Origin of the sequence: Micromonospora parva (genome assembly GCF_000718515.1) — a bacterium.
In the GTDB taxonomy this organism is placed as follows: domain Bacteria; phylum Actinomycetota; class Actinomycetes; order Mycobacteriales; family Micromonosporaceae; genus Micromonospora; species Micromonospora parva.
Window position 1 is genome coordinate 148,108 of record NZ_JNZS01000001.1, and the last position, 14,923, is coordinate 163,030.

Here is a 14,923-nt window from a genome sequence, read left to right on the forward strand (position 1 = left end):
ATGCCAACCGACAAGATCACCGCCGCCGCGGCGGGCAGCTGGACCCTGGGCGACCGCACCGTACGCCGGATGGGCTTCGGCTCCATGCGGATCACCGCGAACCCCGACCCGGACCGGGCCGTCGCCCTGCTGCGCCGGGCCGTGGAGTTGGGCGTCAACCACATCGACACGGCCGCCTTCTACGTCTCACCCGGCGGCACCCTGCGGGTCGGCACCGGCCCGGCCCGCTACGCCACCGAGCTGATCCGCGCGGCGCTCGCCCCGTACCCGGACGAGCTGGTGATCGCCACCAAGGTCGGTTTCGGGTACGACCCGGAGGCGGGCTTCACCGAGGCGTTCACCCCGGCGCAGTTGCGCGATCAGGTCGAGGAGAACCTTCGCCGCCTCGGCCGCGACCAGCTGGACGTGGTGAACCTGCGCCTCGGCCGGGGGCCGGGCCCGGTGCCGCTGGCCGACCGGTTCGGCGCGCTCGCCGAGCTGCGGGCCGCCGGGCTGATCCGGCACCTCGGGCTCTCCAACGTCCGGCCGGAGCAGCTGGACGAGGTGGCGGGCATCGCGCCGGTGGTCTGTGTGCAGAACAACTACGGTGTGGACGCCTACCGGGAGCAGGACCCGTTCGTCCGGCTCTGCGGTGAGCGGGGTATCGCCTACGTGCCGTTCTTCGCGCTCGCCGGCACCGGGCGGGAGGCGGGCGCGAGCGCCGCGCAGGGCGAGGCCGTCGAGGCGGTCGCCCGCGTCCACGGCGTCACCCCGCAGCAGGTACGCCTCGCCTGGACCCTGCACCAGGGCCCCCACGTGCTGGCCATCCCCGGCACCGCGAACCCGGAGCACCTGGCGCAGAACGTGGCGGCCGGTGCCCTGCACCTGACCCCGGAGGACCTGACCCGGCTCGGTTGACCGGCCACCCGGCCACCGCTCAGGCCCGCACGACGTGGACGACGATCTCGTAGCCGTTGCCCACGGTGCCGGAGAAACCCTCCGACAACGCGTCCACCACTGTCAGCCTGAGCGCGAGGGTCTCGTGCGCGATGAGCACCTGATGCGTGGAGATCGCCGCCGCCACCTCCGGGGGCGCGGCGATCGACACGGTGACCCGGTCGGACACCGCGAAGTCGGCGTCGCGGCGGGCCTGCTGGACGATGCGGACGACGTCGCGGGCGACGCCCTCGGCCGCCAGTTCGGGGGTGATCTCGGTGTCCAGCGCGATGGTCGCGCCGCGCTGGGTCTCCACCACCCAACCGGTGCGCGGCACCTCCGTGATCAGGATGTCGTCCGGGCCCACCTCGACCGGTGCGCCGTCGACCGACAGCGGGTACGTCCCGTTCGCCCGGACGCCGTCGACCAACTCCCGGGGTGGCACCCCGGCGATGGCCTTCGCGACGTGCTGGGTGCGGTTGCCGAACCGGCGTCCCAGGGTCCGGAAGTTCGCCTTGACCTGCACGTCGATGACACCGCTCTGCGGATCGAGCGGTTCGAGGACCTTGACGTTCAACTCGTCGCCGATGTCGTCCAGCAACGCCTGCGGGAGAACCGTGCCGGCCGGCAGCCCCACCAGCGCCCGGCTCAACGGCTGCCGGATCCGCAGACCGCTCGCCTTACGCGCGGAGCGGCCCGCCTCCGCCAACGCCCGTGCCGTGGCCACCTGGGCCGACAACTCCGTGCTGATCAGTGTGGGGTCGGGGGTGGGCCAGGTCGCCAGGTGCACCGACTCCGGGGCTGACGCCGACCCCCGCCGGACGACCTGCTGCCACACCTCCTCCGTGACGAACGGAATGAACGGCGCGAGGAGCCGGGTGAGGATGTCGAGGCACTCGTACAGGGTGGTGAGCGCGTCGGGGTCGCCCTCCCAGAAGCGCTGTCGCGACCGCCGCACGTACCAGTTGGACAGGTCGTCGATGAAGTCGGCGAGCAGTCGGCCGGCGCGCGCCGTGTCGTAGTTCTGCAGTCGTTCGTCCACGGCGGCCGCGAGGGCGTGGACCTCGCCGACGATCCACCGGTCCAGCACCGGCCGCTGGGCGACCGGCTGCGCCAGGTGCGGCGCCCACGTCGAGTTCGCCGCGTAGAGGGAGAAGAAGGCCGCGGTGTTCCAGTAGGTCATCAACACCTTGCGGACGATCTCGTCGAGCGGGCCGGGCCCGACCCGGCGCGGCGACCACGGTGAGCCGGAGCAGGCCATGAACCAGCGCACCGCGTCCGCACCGTGGGTGTCCATCAACGGGATCGGCAGCAGGATGTTGCCCAGGTGTTTGCTCATCTTGCGGCCGTCCTCGGCCAGGATGTGCCCGAGGCAGACGACGTTCTCGTACGGGGACCGGTCGAAGACCAGCGTGCCCACCGCCATCAGCGTGTAGAACCAGCCCCGCGTCTGGTCGATCGCCTCACAGATGTACTGGGCCGGGTAGCTGCGTTCGAAGAGCTCCTTGCTGCCGGGCACGTGCGGGTAGCCCAACGACGCGAACGGCATCGCGCCGGAGTCGTACCAGGCGTCGATCACCTCGGGGACGCGGGTGGCGGTCCGGCCGCAGTCCGGGCACGCGATGGTGATCTCGTCGACGTACGGGCGGTGCGGGTCCAACTCGGACAGGTCGGCGCCGGCCAGCTCGCCGAGCTCCGCACGGGAACCGACAGCTGTCACGTGGTTGTCGGGGCAGCGCCACAGCGGCAGCGGGGTGCCCCAGTACCGGGAGCGGGACACCGCCCAGTCGATGTTGTTCTTCAGCCAGTCGCCGTACCGGCCGTGTTTGATGTGCTCCGGGAACCAGTTGGTCTTCTCGTTCTCCCGGGTCAGCTCGTCGCGTACCTCGGTGGTCCGGATGTACCAGGACGGCTGCGCGTAGTACATCAGCGGGGTGTGGCACCGCCAGCAGTGCGGGTAGGGGTGCTCGAACGGCTCGTGCCGGAACAGCCGACCCGAGGTGCGGAGCCGGTCGATGAGCAACGCGTCGGCATCCTTGAAGAACACCCCGCCGACCAGCTCGATGTCGTCGGTGAACCGCCCGTTCGGCGCGACCGGGTTGACCAGCGGCAACCCGTACGCGCGGCAGACGGCGAGGTCGTCGGCGCCGAAGGCCGGCGCCTGGTGCACCAGGCCGGTGCCGTCCTCGGTCGTGACGTACTCCGCGAGGACCACCCGGTGCGCGTCCGGGATGTCCACCAGGTCGAACGGCCGCTCGTACCGCAACCCCTCCAGGGCCGACCCCGCGACGGTCGCCAGGATCTCCGCATCGTCGCCGAGGACCCGCTGGGCCAGCGGTTCGGCGACGACGAAGGTGCCCTGCCCGGTGCGGGCCACCGCGTACGTCACGCCGGGATGGACGGCGACGGCGGTGTTGGACACCAGGGTCCACGGGGTGGTGGTCCAGATCAGCAGGTCGACGCCGTTGTGCCCGGCCACCTCCCCGCGCACCGGGAACCGCACGTACACGGAAGGGTCGACGACTGTCTCGTACCCCTGCGCCACCTCGTGGTCGGAGAGCGTCGTGCCGTCGCGGGTGCAGTACGGGGCGACCCGGAAATCCTCCACCAGGCGCCCACCGTCGTGGATCTGCTTCAGTGACCACCAGACGCTGTCCACGTACTCCGGTGACATCGTCTGGTACGGGTGCTCCAGGTCGATCCAGTAACCCATCCGCTCACTGAGCTGGACGAACTCGTCGACGTGACGAAGCACCGAGGTGCGGCAGCGGGCGTTGAACTCCGCGATGCCCATCTTCTCGATGTCGGGCTTGCCGCCGAGCCCCAGTTCCTTCTCGACCGCCAGCTCGACCGGTAGGCCGTGACAGTCCCAGCCGGCGCGGCGCGGCACCGAGAAGCCGCGCATCGTCCGGTACCGGGGAAAGAGGTCCTTGAAGACCCGCGCCTCGATGTGGTGGGTGCCCGGCGTGCCGTTGGCGGTCGGCGGTCCCTCGTAGAACACCCACGGGGTGCCGTCGGCCGTCTGCTCCAGACTCCGGGTGAACACCGAGTTGGCCTGCCACCACTCGATGACCGCGCGGTCCAGCACCGCGAAGTCGATCTTGGTGGGTAGTGGCACGAATGGCGACTTCGACGGACCGTCCGGCACCGACGCTCTCCCTACACTCCACATCCGCTCACGCGGGCATCAGCTCACTGCCCACGCGGGGACGAAGCGCCGGGCGTATGGCCAGGACTCCGCGGTACCACCCCGCTTGCGCCCCGATGGTGCGGGCGCCGCTCAATTCTGCGACGTGACGTGCCGCTGCGTCCGGTTCTACTGAGGCGGCCAGGCTGCCCGTTCTTCCGGAGGCTCCCCGGTGATGGCCGGATCGGTGCCGATGCCGCCAGCATAGCTGTCCGTGCGCGGGGCTCGTGGCCGGAGTGCTAGCCGTGCGACCAGACGCGCAGCGGGCCGGTGGTGGTGAAGCCCGCGCGAAGCGCCGGTGACAGGTCCTGGGTGGTTTCGTAGCCGACCAGCGGCGCGTCGGGCACTGTGGCGCACACCGCGCGCCAGACGTCGTGGGCGGTGCCGGTGCGGGTGAACAGGTTGGAGACGCCGTACGGGCCGTCCCCGCTGAGCACCGCTCCACCGGTGAGCTCGCCCCGATCGTCGTGGCGGGCGAGCACCAGCACCCGCGGGTCGGCCAGGAGCGCGGGGCGGAACAGGGCCCCACCGCCGTGTACCTCCGCCCAGGACGCCAGGTCGTCGGGGGTGCTGACCCGGTCGAGGGGCGCGTCGGCCGGCGGGGCGGCCGGTTGCCGCTGGATCCACTGCGCGTCGAAGAGCACCCGGAAGCCGTACCCGGACAGGTCGAGATCGGCGAAGCTGTCCTTCACCGTCGCGCCGGGCCCCGCGTCCAACCGCGCCAGCAGGGCCTCGGCGTCGACGCCCGGTCGCAGGGTGACCGCGTCCGGGTACCACTGTGGCGACCGGCGCGGGACCGACCAGGCGTCGGCGTCGGTACGGCCGGGCAGCCCGTGGCTGCCGCAGACGATGTCGCACCACTCGGCGTTGTTGCGGGCCGCCGCCACCCGCTCGTCGTCCCGCACGCCAGCAGCCTAGGCGGCCCGGGTGCCGCTCACCGCGCGTAGGTCAGGTCCATCGTGTCGGTGTGCCCGGACCAGCTCAGGTCGAGGCGCCAGCAACCGGCCCGCGGCAGGTCGATGATCGACGGACCGGGACCGCCGGGGACCTCCCGGATCACCTGCGTGTCGGTGCCGTCCAACCTCGCGGTGATCACCAGGGTTGCCGGTGCGACCGGGTCGGGCGAGGTCGTGACGGCGCGGGCCACCCAGAGGATCTTGTTGTTCGACCCGTCGTCGCGGACCTGCCGCAGCGGATGGGCGAACAGCACCGCCACGATGTCCCCCTTCGCGCCGAAGACGTGCGGAACCCGCGCGTCCCCGCTGAATCCGGCGTCCGCCCAGTCCGGCAGCGGCCCGGTCTCGACCCGCGAGCCGCAGCCCGTCGCGGCGCTCGCCGTGGTGGCGGCGGTGGTGGCCGTGGTGGCGCTCGCCGTGGCGGCGGTCGTGGCAGCCGGTGCGGCCGACCCGCCGCTGGTCGTGGCCGTGCACCCCGCCAACAGGACCACCGATGACACCAGCGTCAACCTGCCCCGTGAACCCATCCGTGCTCCTCCGGTACACCGGCCGCCACCTCGGGCTGGAACAGACCGGGCGACGGCGAATCGTCGTGTCTTCAGGACACCGCCCGGGCCGGCCCGGTTCCCTCAGCGCAGCGAGCGGGCGATCTCGATCGCCTCGGCCCTGGTGAGGTGGCCCTCCAGCCGGTAGCTCACCTCGTTGTCCTGCCAGATCAGGGTCGAGGCGGCCAGCCGGGCGGTCTCCCGGCGGATCCCACCCGCCCGGTCCACGTAGGACAGCACGTGTGGGCCGTCGACCCACACGGCGAAGTCGCCGTTGACCTGGACCCAGTTCGCGCCCGGCGGCGTGACCTCCTTGTGGAAGGCCAGGTCGAGGTGACCGTCGAACGCGTCGACGCGCAGCGCGCCCCCGTCGTAGAGCAGCGTCGCCACCCGGTACCTGCCGGTGGCGTCCGGATCGGCGACCAGCACCCGCTCGGGTGGGCCCAGCTTCGCCGGCAGGCGGATCGGAAACCGTACCGCCCGCTGCGCCTCGTCCAGGGCGACGACCCGCTGCCCGGGTAACGGCGACGCGGTGGCACCGGGCGGTGTCGGTGCGGGCGCGGTGGCGATGCTGACACCGGCGAAGCGCAGCAGCCCGGTGACAACGTCGGCGATGGCGGCCCGGGTCGGCGGCAACACCGCCACCAGCACTGTGACGAGCGCCACCGCGGCGAGCGAACGCCACCGGCGCCGCCGGGGCGCGGGCGTGCTGAGTCGGACGCGGACGCGGGCGCTCACGTCGGGCGGATCGGGTGTGTCCAGCCAGGTGGACAGGTCCCGCAGTTCCCGTTCGAGGTCACCCATGTCGGACCTCCTCCCGGTCGAGCAGGGTGCGAAGCTTCGCCAGCGCCCTGGAGGTGCGCGACTTCACAGTGCCCCGGGGCCAGCCCAGCGTCGCCACCGTCTCCTCCTCGCTGAGATCGAGGAAGAACCGGCAGACGATCACCTCGCGGTCGCGTACCGGCAGTTGCCGTAGGGCCCGCACCAGCGACGCCCGGCGCTCCCCGGCGAGGACCGCGCCGACAGCGTCGTCCTCGGCGACCTCGGACGTGGGGTCCGCTGCCGCCGCCCGCAGCACGAGCCCGTCGCGCCGGCCCCGGGAGCGGTGCAGGTTGCGGGTCTCGTTGGCGACGATCGCCAGCAGCCACGACCGGAAGGACGCCTCGCCCCGGTAACGGGACAGCTTCCGGTACGCCTTCACGAACGCCTCCTGGATGACGTCCTCGGAGTCCGAGCCGGCACCGAGCAGCACCGCCGTCCGGTACGCGGACGCGGTGTGCCGGGTGACCAGGAGGTCGTACGCCTCCAGGTCACCTGTCCGAGCACGGGTGACGAGCGCCTCGTCGTCCAGGGCAGCCTCCGTTCGCATCACCCACATGACACCGCCCACCCGCCGCGGGTTCCACAGGGATTTCCGACCCGGATCAGCTCTCTCCCACCGGGCGTGCAGCCTATTGCCAGGAATCGGTGCTGCACTGGAGGGGCGTCGAGGAGAGGGGCGGGGCATGAGCTGGTTCAGTCGCCGGTCACGGGGTGCCGAGACGACCCCGACGAAGCTGGACCGGGAGGCGACCCGCGACGACCTCGCGGCGCTGGAGGCGTTCGTCGCCAGCCGGCGCGGGGTGGAGTTCTACCTGGAGCCGGAGACGACCGCCACGGACACCACGGTCGTGGCGATCGCCCACGACGGCGAGTGGATCCGTCGTCGTACCGGAACGCCCCGCGCGGCCGGGGCCATCGCCCGCAAGCACGCGGTGCCGTTGTACGAGGCGGCGCGCACCGGCTACCCGGAGCGGATGCGGACCTGGAGTCGGGCCCACCCGGAACGCCACGCCCGCTGAGGTCAGGCGGCCTCGACGGCTGACCGGGCCTGCTCAGCCGTCATCGGCTCGGCGTGGCTGGAGACGTACCACAGGTAGTCGTCCCAGAGCAGTCGGCGGACCAGGTCCAGGTCGGGGCCGTCGTCGGGTCGGCGCAGGTGTGCCGGCGGCGGGTAGAAGCAGTCGCCGAGCAGCATGACGCCCGAGTCCGGCACCAGCACGACCGTCGAATCTGGGGCGTGGCCGCCGCCGACGTGCCGTAACCCGACGCCCACCGACAACTCGTCGACATCGGTGAAGGTCCGGGTTGGCGGCAGGATGGTGAAGTCCGCCCAGGAATCCATCGCACGGGCTCGCGCCCGGAAGCTCGGGCCGAGGCGGGGGTCGGCGCGTACCCGCTCGTCCAGATAGTGGTGACTCCAGGGCCGGGCAGCCTCAGCGCGTAGCAGCGGCACCGCCGTCTCGTGTCCGACGATCTCCACGCCGGGCCAGGCGCAAGCGCCCCAGACGTGGTCCCAGTGGTGGTGGGTGTAGACCAGCCAGCGGGGCCGTGGCAGCCCGGCTGCGGCGAGCGCGGCCTGGATCGCGCGGGCGTGCGTGGGGCTCTGCCCGGCGTCGATCATCACACTGCCGCGCTCGTCGGCCACGACGGCGACGCCGGCCTGGACCGCCTCGGGGTCGGGGTCGCCTGGACAGACCCAGACACGGCCGGCCCAGGTGGTGGAACTGTGGGACGGCCATGGTGATCGATCTCCGACATTGATCGCGGTTCGCCGCTGTGGCGGTGCCGATCCTAGGTCAGCACGCCGTCGGGCACCGTCCTGCCGGACGATCGGCGCAGGCCAGGATGGGTTCGGCGGTCCTTTGCTCTGCTGCCCTGTACGCACCGGCGACGCCCCGTGCCTGGTGCACATAGGGCAGCAGAGCAAAGGGCGTCGCGCATCGATCTGGGGCGTCGCGAGGCGCGGAGCCGCATTCACGCCGATCGGCGAGGCTCGATCGGTGGTGTCCGCCTGGTGGGGCTGGACCGGCGTTGACCGGCGGCGCAGGGGTGTGGCAGCATTCGCAGCCTGACGGCAGTGAAGGAAGTCGGTGCGAATCCGACGCGGTCCCGCCACTGTCACCGGGGAGCGATCCCCCCTCGTGAGTCACGGCCGTGTGTCTGCGGTTGGAAGGCCGGGGGAGAGCGTCGATCCGGAAGCCAGGATACTTCGGCCGTCGGGACGTACCCCAGGGCGTGGACACCCGAGGAGGACCCGATGACGCATGGCGTCTCTGTGACCGACGATCACCGTCGCGAACCGAGCGGCGGACGCCCCGCCGCGCCCCGCCCCGGCCGCACTGACGCGCCGGCATCCGCACGCTCCCGCGCCGTTCACCGCTGAGTTCCCCACCGCGCCACCCGTCGCCGTCGGCCCCGCGCCGGTGAGCCGCCCGGGTCGCGGTGCCTGCTGAACCCCGCGCCCATCCCACGTCGCCAGCTCGCATCGGCGAGCGCGTCGACGTCACTTTCCGGAGCCTGCCGTGCGCATCCTGCTGCTCTCCACCGCCGACACCGACCTGCTGGCCGCCCGCGCCAGCGGCGCCGACTACCGGTTGGCCAACCCCGCGCGGGTCACCGTCGACGAGGTGCCCGCCCTGCTCGACGGGGTCGCCCTCGTCGTCGTACGCCTGCTCGGCGGTCGGCAGGCGTGGCCGGACGGCCTCGCCGCGGTGCTCGCCACCGGCGTGCCGACGGTGGTGCTCGGCGGCGAGGCGACACCCGACGCGGAGCTGATGGCCACCTCCACAGTGCCGTCCGGTGTCGCGACCCAGGCGCTGGCGTACCTGGTCGAGGGCGGCCCGGACAACCTGGGGCAGTTGGCGCGGTTCCTCTCCGACACGGTGCTGCTCACCGGCGAGGGGTTCGCCTCGCCCGCGCGCACCCCGGCGTACGGGGTGCACGGCGCGCACCTGGCCGACCCGTATCGGCCCACAGTGGGGATCGTCTTCTACCGGGCACACGCGTTGGCCGGCAACACCGGCTTCATCGACGTGCTGGTCGAGGCGGTCCGGGCGGCCGGCGGCAACCCGCTGCCGATCTTCTGCGGCTCCCTGCGCGGGCTGACCGCCGACGCCGGCCCGCTCGGGCTCTTCGCCCGCTGTGACGCGCTGCTGGTCACCGTGCTCGCGGCCGGCGGTGCGGTCGCTGCCGACGCCTCCGGCGGCGGCGATGAGGACGCCTGGGACGTCGGCGTCCTGGCCGCCCTGGACGTGCCGATCATCCAGGCGCTCTGTCTCACCAGCACCCGGGCGCAGTGGGCCGACAGCGACGCCGGGCTGTCCCCGTTGGACGCCGCCATGCAGGTGGCCATCCCCGAGTTCGACGGCCGGATCGTCACCGTGCCGTTCTCGTTCAAGCAGATCGACGCCGACGGGCTCTCGGTCTACGCCGCCGATCCCGAGCGGGCCGCCCGGGTCGCCGGGATCGCGGTGCGCCACGCCCGGCTGCGGTACGTGCCGGCCGCCGACAAGCGCGTCGCCGTGGTGCTCAGCTCGTACCCGACGAAGCACTCCCGGGTCGGCAACGCGGTCGGCCTGGACACCCCGGCGTCGGCGGTGCGGTTGTTCGCCGCGCTCGCGGACGCCGGCTACCACCTGGGCGACGGCCCGGTGCCCACCGACGGCGACGCGCTGATCCACGCGCTGATCGCCGCCGGTGGCCACGACGTGGAGTGGCTCACCCCCGAGCAGTTGGCCGGCGCCGAGGCCCGGATACCGGGGCAGACCTACCGGCGTTGGTTCGACCAGGTCCCGGCCGAGCTGCGGGAGCGGATCAGGGAACACTGGGGTGAGCCGCCCGGCGAGCTGTACACCGACGGCGGCGACATCGTGCTCGCCGGGCTGCGCTTCGGCAACGTGGTGCTGCTGATCCAGCCGCCGCGCGGCTTCGGGGAGAACCCGATCGCGATCTACCACGACCCGGACCTGCCGTCGAGTCACCACTACCTGGCCGCGTACCGCTGGTTGACCGCGCCGGTCGCGGACGGCGGCTTCGGCGCGGACGCCGTGGTGCACCTGGGCAAGCACGGCACCCTGGAGTGGCTGCCCGGCAAGGGCCTCGGCCTGGCCGCCGACTGCGCGCCCGACGCGGTCCTCGGCGACCTGCCGCTGGTGTACCCGTTCATCGTCAACGACCCCGGTGAGGGCACCCAGGCCAAGCGGCGGGCGCACGCCGTGGTCGTCGACCACCTGGTCCCGCCGATGGCCCGCGCCGAGACCTACGGCGACCTGGCCAAACTGGAGCAACTGCTCGACGAGTACGCCACCGTGCAGGCCCTCGACCCGGCCAAGGTGCCCACCGTGCGGGCCCAGATCTGGGACCTGGTGCGCGCCGCCGAGCTGCACCACGACCTGCACGCCGAGGCGATGCCCGACCCGGACGACTTCGACGACTTCGTGCTGCACCTCGACGGGTACCTCTGCGAGGTCAAGGACGTGCAGATCCGCGACGGGCTGCACATCCTCGCCGACGCGCCCACCGGCGAGGCACGGGTCAACCTGGTCCTGGCGGTGCTGCGCGCCCCGCAGATCTGGGGCGGCGCCCGCGCACTGCCCGGCCTGCGGCAGGCCCTCGCCGTCGCGTTCGGGCTCGACGAGCAGGAACTGCTCGCGACGCCGGGACAGCGACTGGCGCTGCCCACGGCGCTCACCGACGTGGTGGACGGGCCGGCCGGCACCGCCGCCGACGCGATCGACCTCATCGAAGCGCTCGCGCGGCGGCTGGTCGTCGGCATGGAGACCCAGGGCTGGGCAGTGGACGCCGTCGACGCCGTGGTGGCGGAGGTGACTGGGCAACCGATCCCGGACGCCGCCGCGGTGCTGCGCTTCGCCGCCACCGAGCTGGTGCCCCGCCTGGACCGGACCACCGACGAGCTGACCCACACCCTCGGCGCGCTCGACGGGAGGTTCGTGCCGCCCGGCCCGTCCGGCTCACCCACCCGGGGCCTGGTCAACGTGCTGCCCACCGGCCGCAACTTCTACTCCGTCGACCCGAAGGCCATCCCCAGCCGCAACGCCTGGGACGTCGGGGTGGCCCTCGCCGACTCGCTGCTGGCCCGGCACCTCGCCGACACCGGCGGGTACCCCCGATCGGTGGGGTTGACAGTGTGGGGCACCAGCGCCATGCGGACCCAGGGTGACGACATCGCCGAGGTGCTCGCGTTGCTGGGCTGCCGGCCGGTCTGGGACGACAGGTCCCGGCGGGTCACCGGCATCGAGGTGGTGCCGACCGCCGAGCTGGGCCGGCCGCGCGTCGACGTCACGGTGCGCATCTCCGGTTTCTTCCGCGACGCGTTCCCGCACGTCGTGGCGCTGCTCGACGACGCCGTCCGGCGGGTCGCCGCCCTGGACGAGCCGGACGAGGAGAACTACCTGCGCGCGCACGTCGCCGCCGACCTCGCCGAGCACGGCGACGAGCGGCGGGCCACCGCCCGGATCTTCGGCTCCAAGCCCGGCGCGTACGGGGCGGGGCTGCTGCCCCTGATCGACGCCCGGACGTGGCGCAGCGACGCCGACCTGGCCGAGGTGTACGCGGTGTGGGGCGGCTACGCGTACGGCCGGGGCCTGGACGGGCGGGAGGCGCGCGCCGACATGGAACGCTCGTTCGCCCGGATCGCGGTGGCGGTGAAGAACCAGGACACCCGCGAGCACGACATCGTCGACTCCGACGACTACTTCCAGTACCACGGCGGGATGGTGGCGATGGTCCGCCACCTCACCGGCACGTCACCGGCGGCGTACGTGGGGGACTCGGCGATGCCGCACGACGTGCGCACCCGCACGTTGGGCGAGGAGACCCGGCGGGTGTTCCGGGCCCGGGTGGTCAACCCGAAGTGGATCGCCGCTATGCGCCGGCACGGCTACAAGGGCGCGTTCGAGCTGGCGGCCACAGTGGACTACCTGTTCGGCTACGACGCCACCGCCGGTGTCGTCGACGACTGGATGTACGAACACCTGGCCGCCGCGTACCTCTTCGACGACACCACCCGGGAGTTCCTGGAGCGGTCCAACCCGTGGGCGCTGCGCGGCATCACCGAGCGGCTGTTGGAGGCCGCTGACCGGGGGCTGTGGGCCGCACCGGAGCCGAGCACCCTCGACCGGCTGCGCGACACGTACCTGGCCAGCGAGGGCGACCTGGAGGACCGGGCGTGAGCGCGAGGAGTGAGCCGGTTTTGCGAGCCCCGCAGTCGCGAACGAAAGGAGGCGCCGTGGCGACTTATCCCTTCAGCGCGGTGCTCGGTATGGCCGACATGCGGTTGGCCCTGCTGCTCAACGCGGTCTCCCCGGCGATCGGCGGGGTCCTGGTCCGGGGCGAGAAGGGCACCGCGAAGTCCACCGCCGTGCGGGCCCTCGCCGCGCTGCTGCCCCCGGTGCGCCAGGTGGCCGGTTGCCGGTTCGGTTGTGACCCGGCCGGGCCCGACCCGGCGTGCCCGGACGGCCCGCATCCGGCCGACGCCGCCGCCGAGACCCGCCCGGCCCGCCTGGTCGAGCTGCCGGTGGGTGCCGCCGAGGACCGGGTGGTCGGCGCGCTGGACCTGGAGAAGGCGATCGGCGAGGGGGTCCGCGCGTTCGAGCCGGGTCTGCTCGCCGCCGCGCACCGGGGCGTGCTCTACGTCGACGAGGTCAATCTGCTGCACGACCACCTGGTCGACCTGCTGCTCGACGCGGCGGCGATGGGCCGCAGCCACGTGGAGCGGGAGGGCGTCTCGGTCAGCCACGCGGCCCGGTTCCTGCTGGTCGGCACGATGAACCCGGAGGAGGGCGAGCTGCGCCCGCAGTTGCTCGACCGGTTCGGGCTCACCGTGGAGGTGAACGCCAGCCGGGACCCGGAGATCCGGGTCGAGGTGGTCCGTCGCCGGCTGGCCGCCGACGCCGACCCGGTCGACTTCGCCGCCGGGTGGGCGGACGCGGACGCCCAGGTCGCCGCCCAGGTGGCCGCCGCCCGCCGCCGACTTCCCGGGGTACGACTGCCGGACGCCGCGTTGCGGCAGATCGCCGAGGTGTGCGCGGCGTTCGACGTGGACGGGATGCGCGCCGACATCGTGACCGCCCGCACCGCCCTCGCCCACGCCGCCTGGCACGGCCGGGACCGGGTCACCATGGACGACGTCCGGGTGGCCGCCCGGCTGGCCCTGCCGCACCGCCGCCGCCGCGACCCGTTCGACACCCCCGGCCTGGACGAGAAGCGCCTCGACGAGGCGTTGCAGCGCGCCCAGGACGCCCACCCCGACGACCCGGACGACGACGGCCCCGACGGCCCCGACGACGGTGGCCCCAACGGCGGTGGCCCCAACGGTGGTGGCCCCAACGGTGGTGGCCCGGCCGGTGACGGCGGCCCGAACGGAAGTAGCCCGGCTGGCGGCGGAGCCCAAGGCGGCGACGCCGGCGATGACGGGGTCGAGCAGGGCGAACCCGGGTCGGCCGGGTACTCGACGGCACGTGACGGCGCGGGCCCGGACGGGCGCACCGACGGCCCGGACGGTACCGACGGCTGGCCGCAGCGTCAGCCGGGTGACCGGGGCGACGACCGCTGGCCGCAGCACCCGAACGGCGACGGTCGGAACGCGGGGACGCCCGGTGGCCGGGGAGCGTCGGCCGGTGCCGAGGACCCGACCCGGGGCGGGGAGTCGCAGCCGGTGGCCGTGCCCCGGGGTGGGCTGCGGGCGCGGACGCTGACCGCGCCCAGCCTGGGTGACGGGGTGCCGGGCCGGCGGTCGCGGGCCCGGACCGGGCGGGGCCGCACCACCGGCGCGCGGGTGCCGGCGGGCCGGGTCGGCGCGCTGCACCTGCCGGCCACGATCCGCGCCGCCGCGCCGCACCAGGCGGCCCGGGGCCGGCTCACCGGTCCGCTGCGACTGCGCCGCGACGACCTGCGGGAGGCGGTTCGCGAAGGGCGTGAGGGCAACCTGGTGCTCTTCGTGGTGGACGCGAGCGGATCGATGGGGGCCCGGCAGCGGATGACCACTGTGAAGGACGCGGTGCTCGCCCTGCTCACCGACGCGTACCAGCGCAGGGACAAGGTCGCGGTGATCGCGTTCCGGGGTGCCGGTGCCCGGACCCTGCTGCCGGCGACCTCGTCGGTGTTGGCCGCCTCGACCCGGCTGGCCGAGTTGCCCACCGGTGGGCGGACACCGCTGGCCGAGGGGTTGCTCGCCGCCGTCGACCTGCTGCGGGTGGAGCGCCTGCGCGATCCGAAGCGCCGCCCGCTGGTCCTCATCGTCACCGATGGTCGGGCCACCGCCGGCACCCGCCCACTGGACCGGGCGGCAGCGGCGGCGCAGGTCCTGGCCGCCACCAACGCTGCCTGCGTGGTCGTCGACTGCGAGTCCGGCCCGGTCCGCCTCCACCTGGCCGCCCGCCTGGCCACCCAGCTCAGTGCCCCCAGAACCCCTTTGGAGTCCCTGACCCACCCCCACCCCGGCCCCCGCGATCTTGCACTTGCTGTCGCGGCATAAGGGA

At 73.3% G+C, this 14,923-nt stretch carries 10 protein-coding genes and 1 riboswitch; of the genes, 4 read left to right on the forward strand and 6 right to left on the reverse strand.

Annotated elements, in window-relative coordinates; genetic code table 11:
- Nucleotides 1–897, forward strand: coding sequence for an aldo/keto reductase (locus tag IF22_RS0100665; protein ID WP_030327523.1), 897 nt, complete (start codon nt 1–3; stop codon nt 895–897).
- Nucleotides 898–916: 19 nt separating this feature from the next.
- Here IF22_RS0100665 and ileS read toward each other — a convergent pair whose 3' ends face one another.
- The 5 genes from ileS to IF22_RS0100690 all read right to left on the reverse strand — a co-directional run bounded on the left by ileS (nt 917) and on the right by IF22_RS0100690 (nt 6,972).
- The gene (gene ileS / locus IF22_RS0100670; RefSeq protein ID WP_030327525.1) at nt 917–4,063 is read right to left on the reverse strand and encodes an isoleucine--tRNA ligase; all 3,147 of its coding nucleotides are present in this window, start codon (nt 4,061–4,063) and stop codon (nt 917–919) included.
- A gap of 278 nt (nt 4,064–4,341) precedes the next feature.
- The gene (locus tag IF22_RS0100675) at nt 4,342–5,007 is read right to left on the reverse strand and encodes a hypothetical protein (RefSeq protein WP_030327526.1); all 666 of its coding nucleotides are present in this window, start codon (nt 5,005–5,007) and stop codon (nt 4,342–4,344) included.
- Between the two features lie 29 nt (nt 5,008–5,036).
- Nucleotides 5,037–5,558 (reverse strand): hypothetical protein, encoded by a 522-nt coding sequence (locus tag IF22_RS0100680; RefSeq protein ID WP_245233473.1) that lies wholly within the window; start codon nt 5,556–5,558, stop codon nt 5,037–5,039.
- Nucleotides 5,559–5,687: 129 nt separating this feature from the next.
- Entirely contained in the window at nt 5,688–6,407 is a 720-nt protein-coding gene (locus IF22_RS0100685) for a hypothetical protein (protein ID WP_030327528.1), read from the reverse strand.
- A complete protein-coding gene (locus IF22_RS0100690; RefSeq protein ID WP_030327529.1) occupies nt 6,400–6,972 on the reverse strand; it encodes an RNA polymerase sigma factor in 573 nt (190 codons plus the stop codon). Before IF22_RS0100690 ends, IF22_RS0100685 begins: the two co-directional genes overlap by 8 nt.
- A gap of 136 nt (nt 6,973–7,108) precedes the next feature.
- On the opposite strand from IF22_RS0100690, the gene IF22_RS0100695 reads away from it, so the two are divergent.
- Complete coding sequence (locus IF22_RS0100695; RefSeq protein WP_030327530.1) at nt 7,109–7,444, forward strand: hypothetical protein; 336 nt, start codon at nt 7,109–7,111, stop codon at nt 7,442–7,444.
- Between the two features lie 2 nt (nt 7,445–7,446).
- Here IF22_RS0100695 and IF22_RS0100700 read toward each other — a convergent pair whose 3' ends face one another.
- Entirely contained in the window at nt 7,447–8,070 is a 624-nt protein-coding gene (locus tag IF22_RS0100700; RefSeq protein WP_245233474.1) for an MBL fold metallo-hydrolase, read from the reverse strand.
- 410 nt (nt 8,071–8,480) lie between these two features.
- A riboswitch (cobalamin riboswitch) is annotated at nt 8,481–8,657 on the forward strand.
- Nucleotides 8,658–8,947: 290 nt separating this feature from the next.
- Here IF22_RS0100700 and cobN point away from each other — a divergent pair.
- Complete coding sequence (cobN, locus tag IF22_RS0100705) at nt 8,948–12,616, forward strand: cobaltochelatase subunit CobN (RefSeq protein ID WP_030327533.1); 3,669 nt, start codon at nt 8,948–8,950, stop codon at nt 12,614–12,616.
- On the forward strand, nt 12,613–14,919 hold the full coding sequence (locus tag IF22_RS0100710; RefSeq protein WP_051708075.1) for a VWA domain-containing protein: 2,307 nt from the start codon (nt 12,613–12,615) through the stop codon (nt 14,917–14,919). The genes cobN and IF22_RS0100710 overlap by 4 nt, the downstream gene beginning before the upstream one ends.
- Nucleotides 14,920–14,923 lie beyond the last annotated feature (4 nt).

Excerpts from the sequence above, each read along its gene's own strand:
- IF22_RS0100695 (WP_030327530.1), top strand. The coding sequence starts at position 7,109 with ATGAGCTGGTTCAGTCGCCGGTCACGGGGTGCCGAGACGACCCCGACG.
- IF22_RS0100690 (WP_030327529.1), bottom strand. The coding sequence starts at position 6,972 with ATGCGAACGGAGGCTGCCCTGGACGACGAGGCGCTCGTCACCCGTGCT.
- IF22_RS0100665 (WP_030327523.1), top strand. The coding sequence starts at position 1 with ATGCCAACCGACAAGATCACCGCCGCCGCGGCGGGCAGCTGGACCCTG.
- IF22_RS0100685 (WP_030327528.1), bottom strand. The coding sequence starts at position 6,407 with ATGGGTGACCTCGAACGGGAACTGCGGGACCTGTCCACCTGGCTGGAC.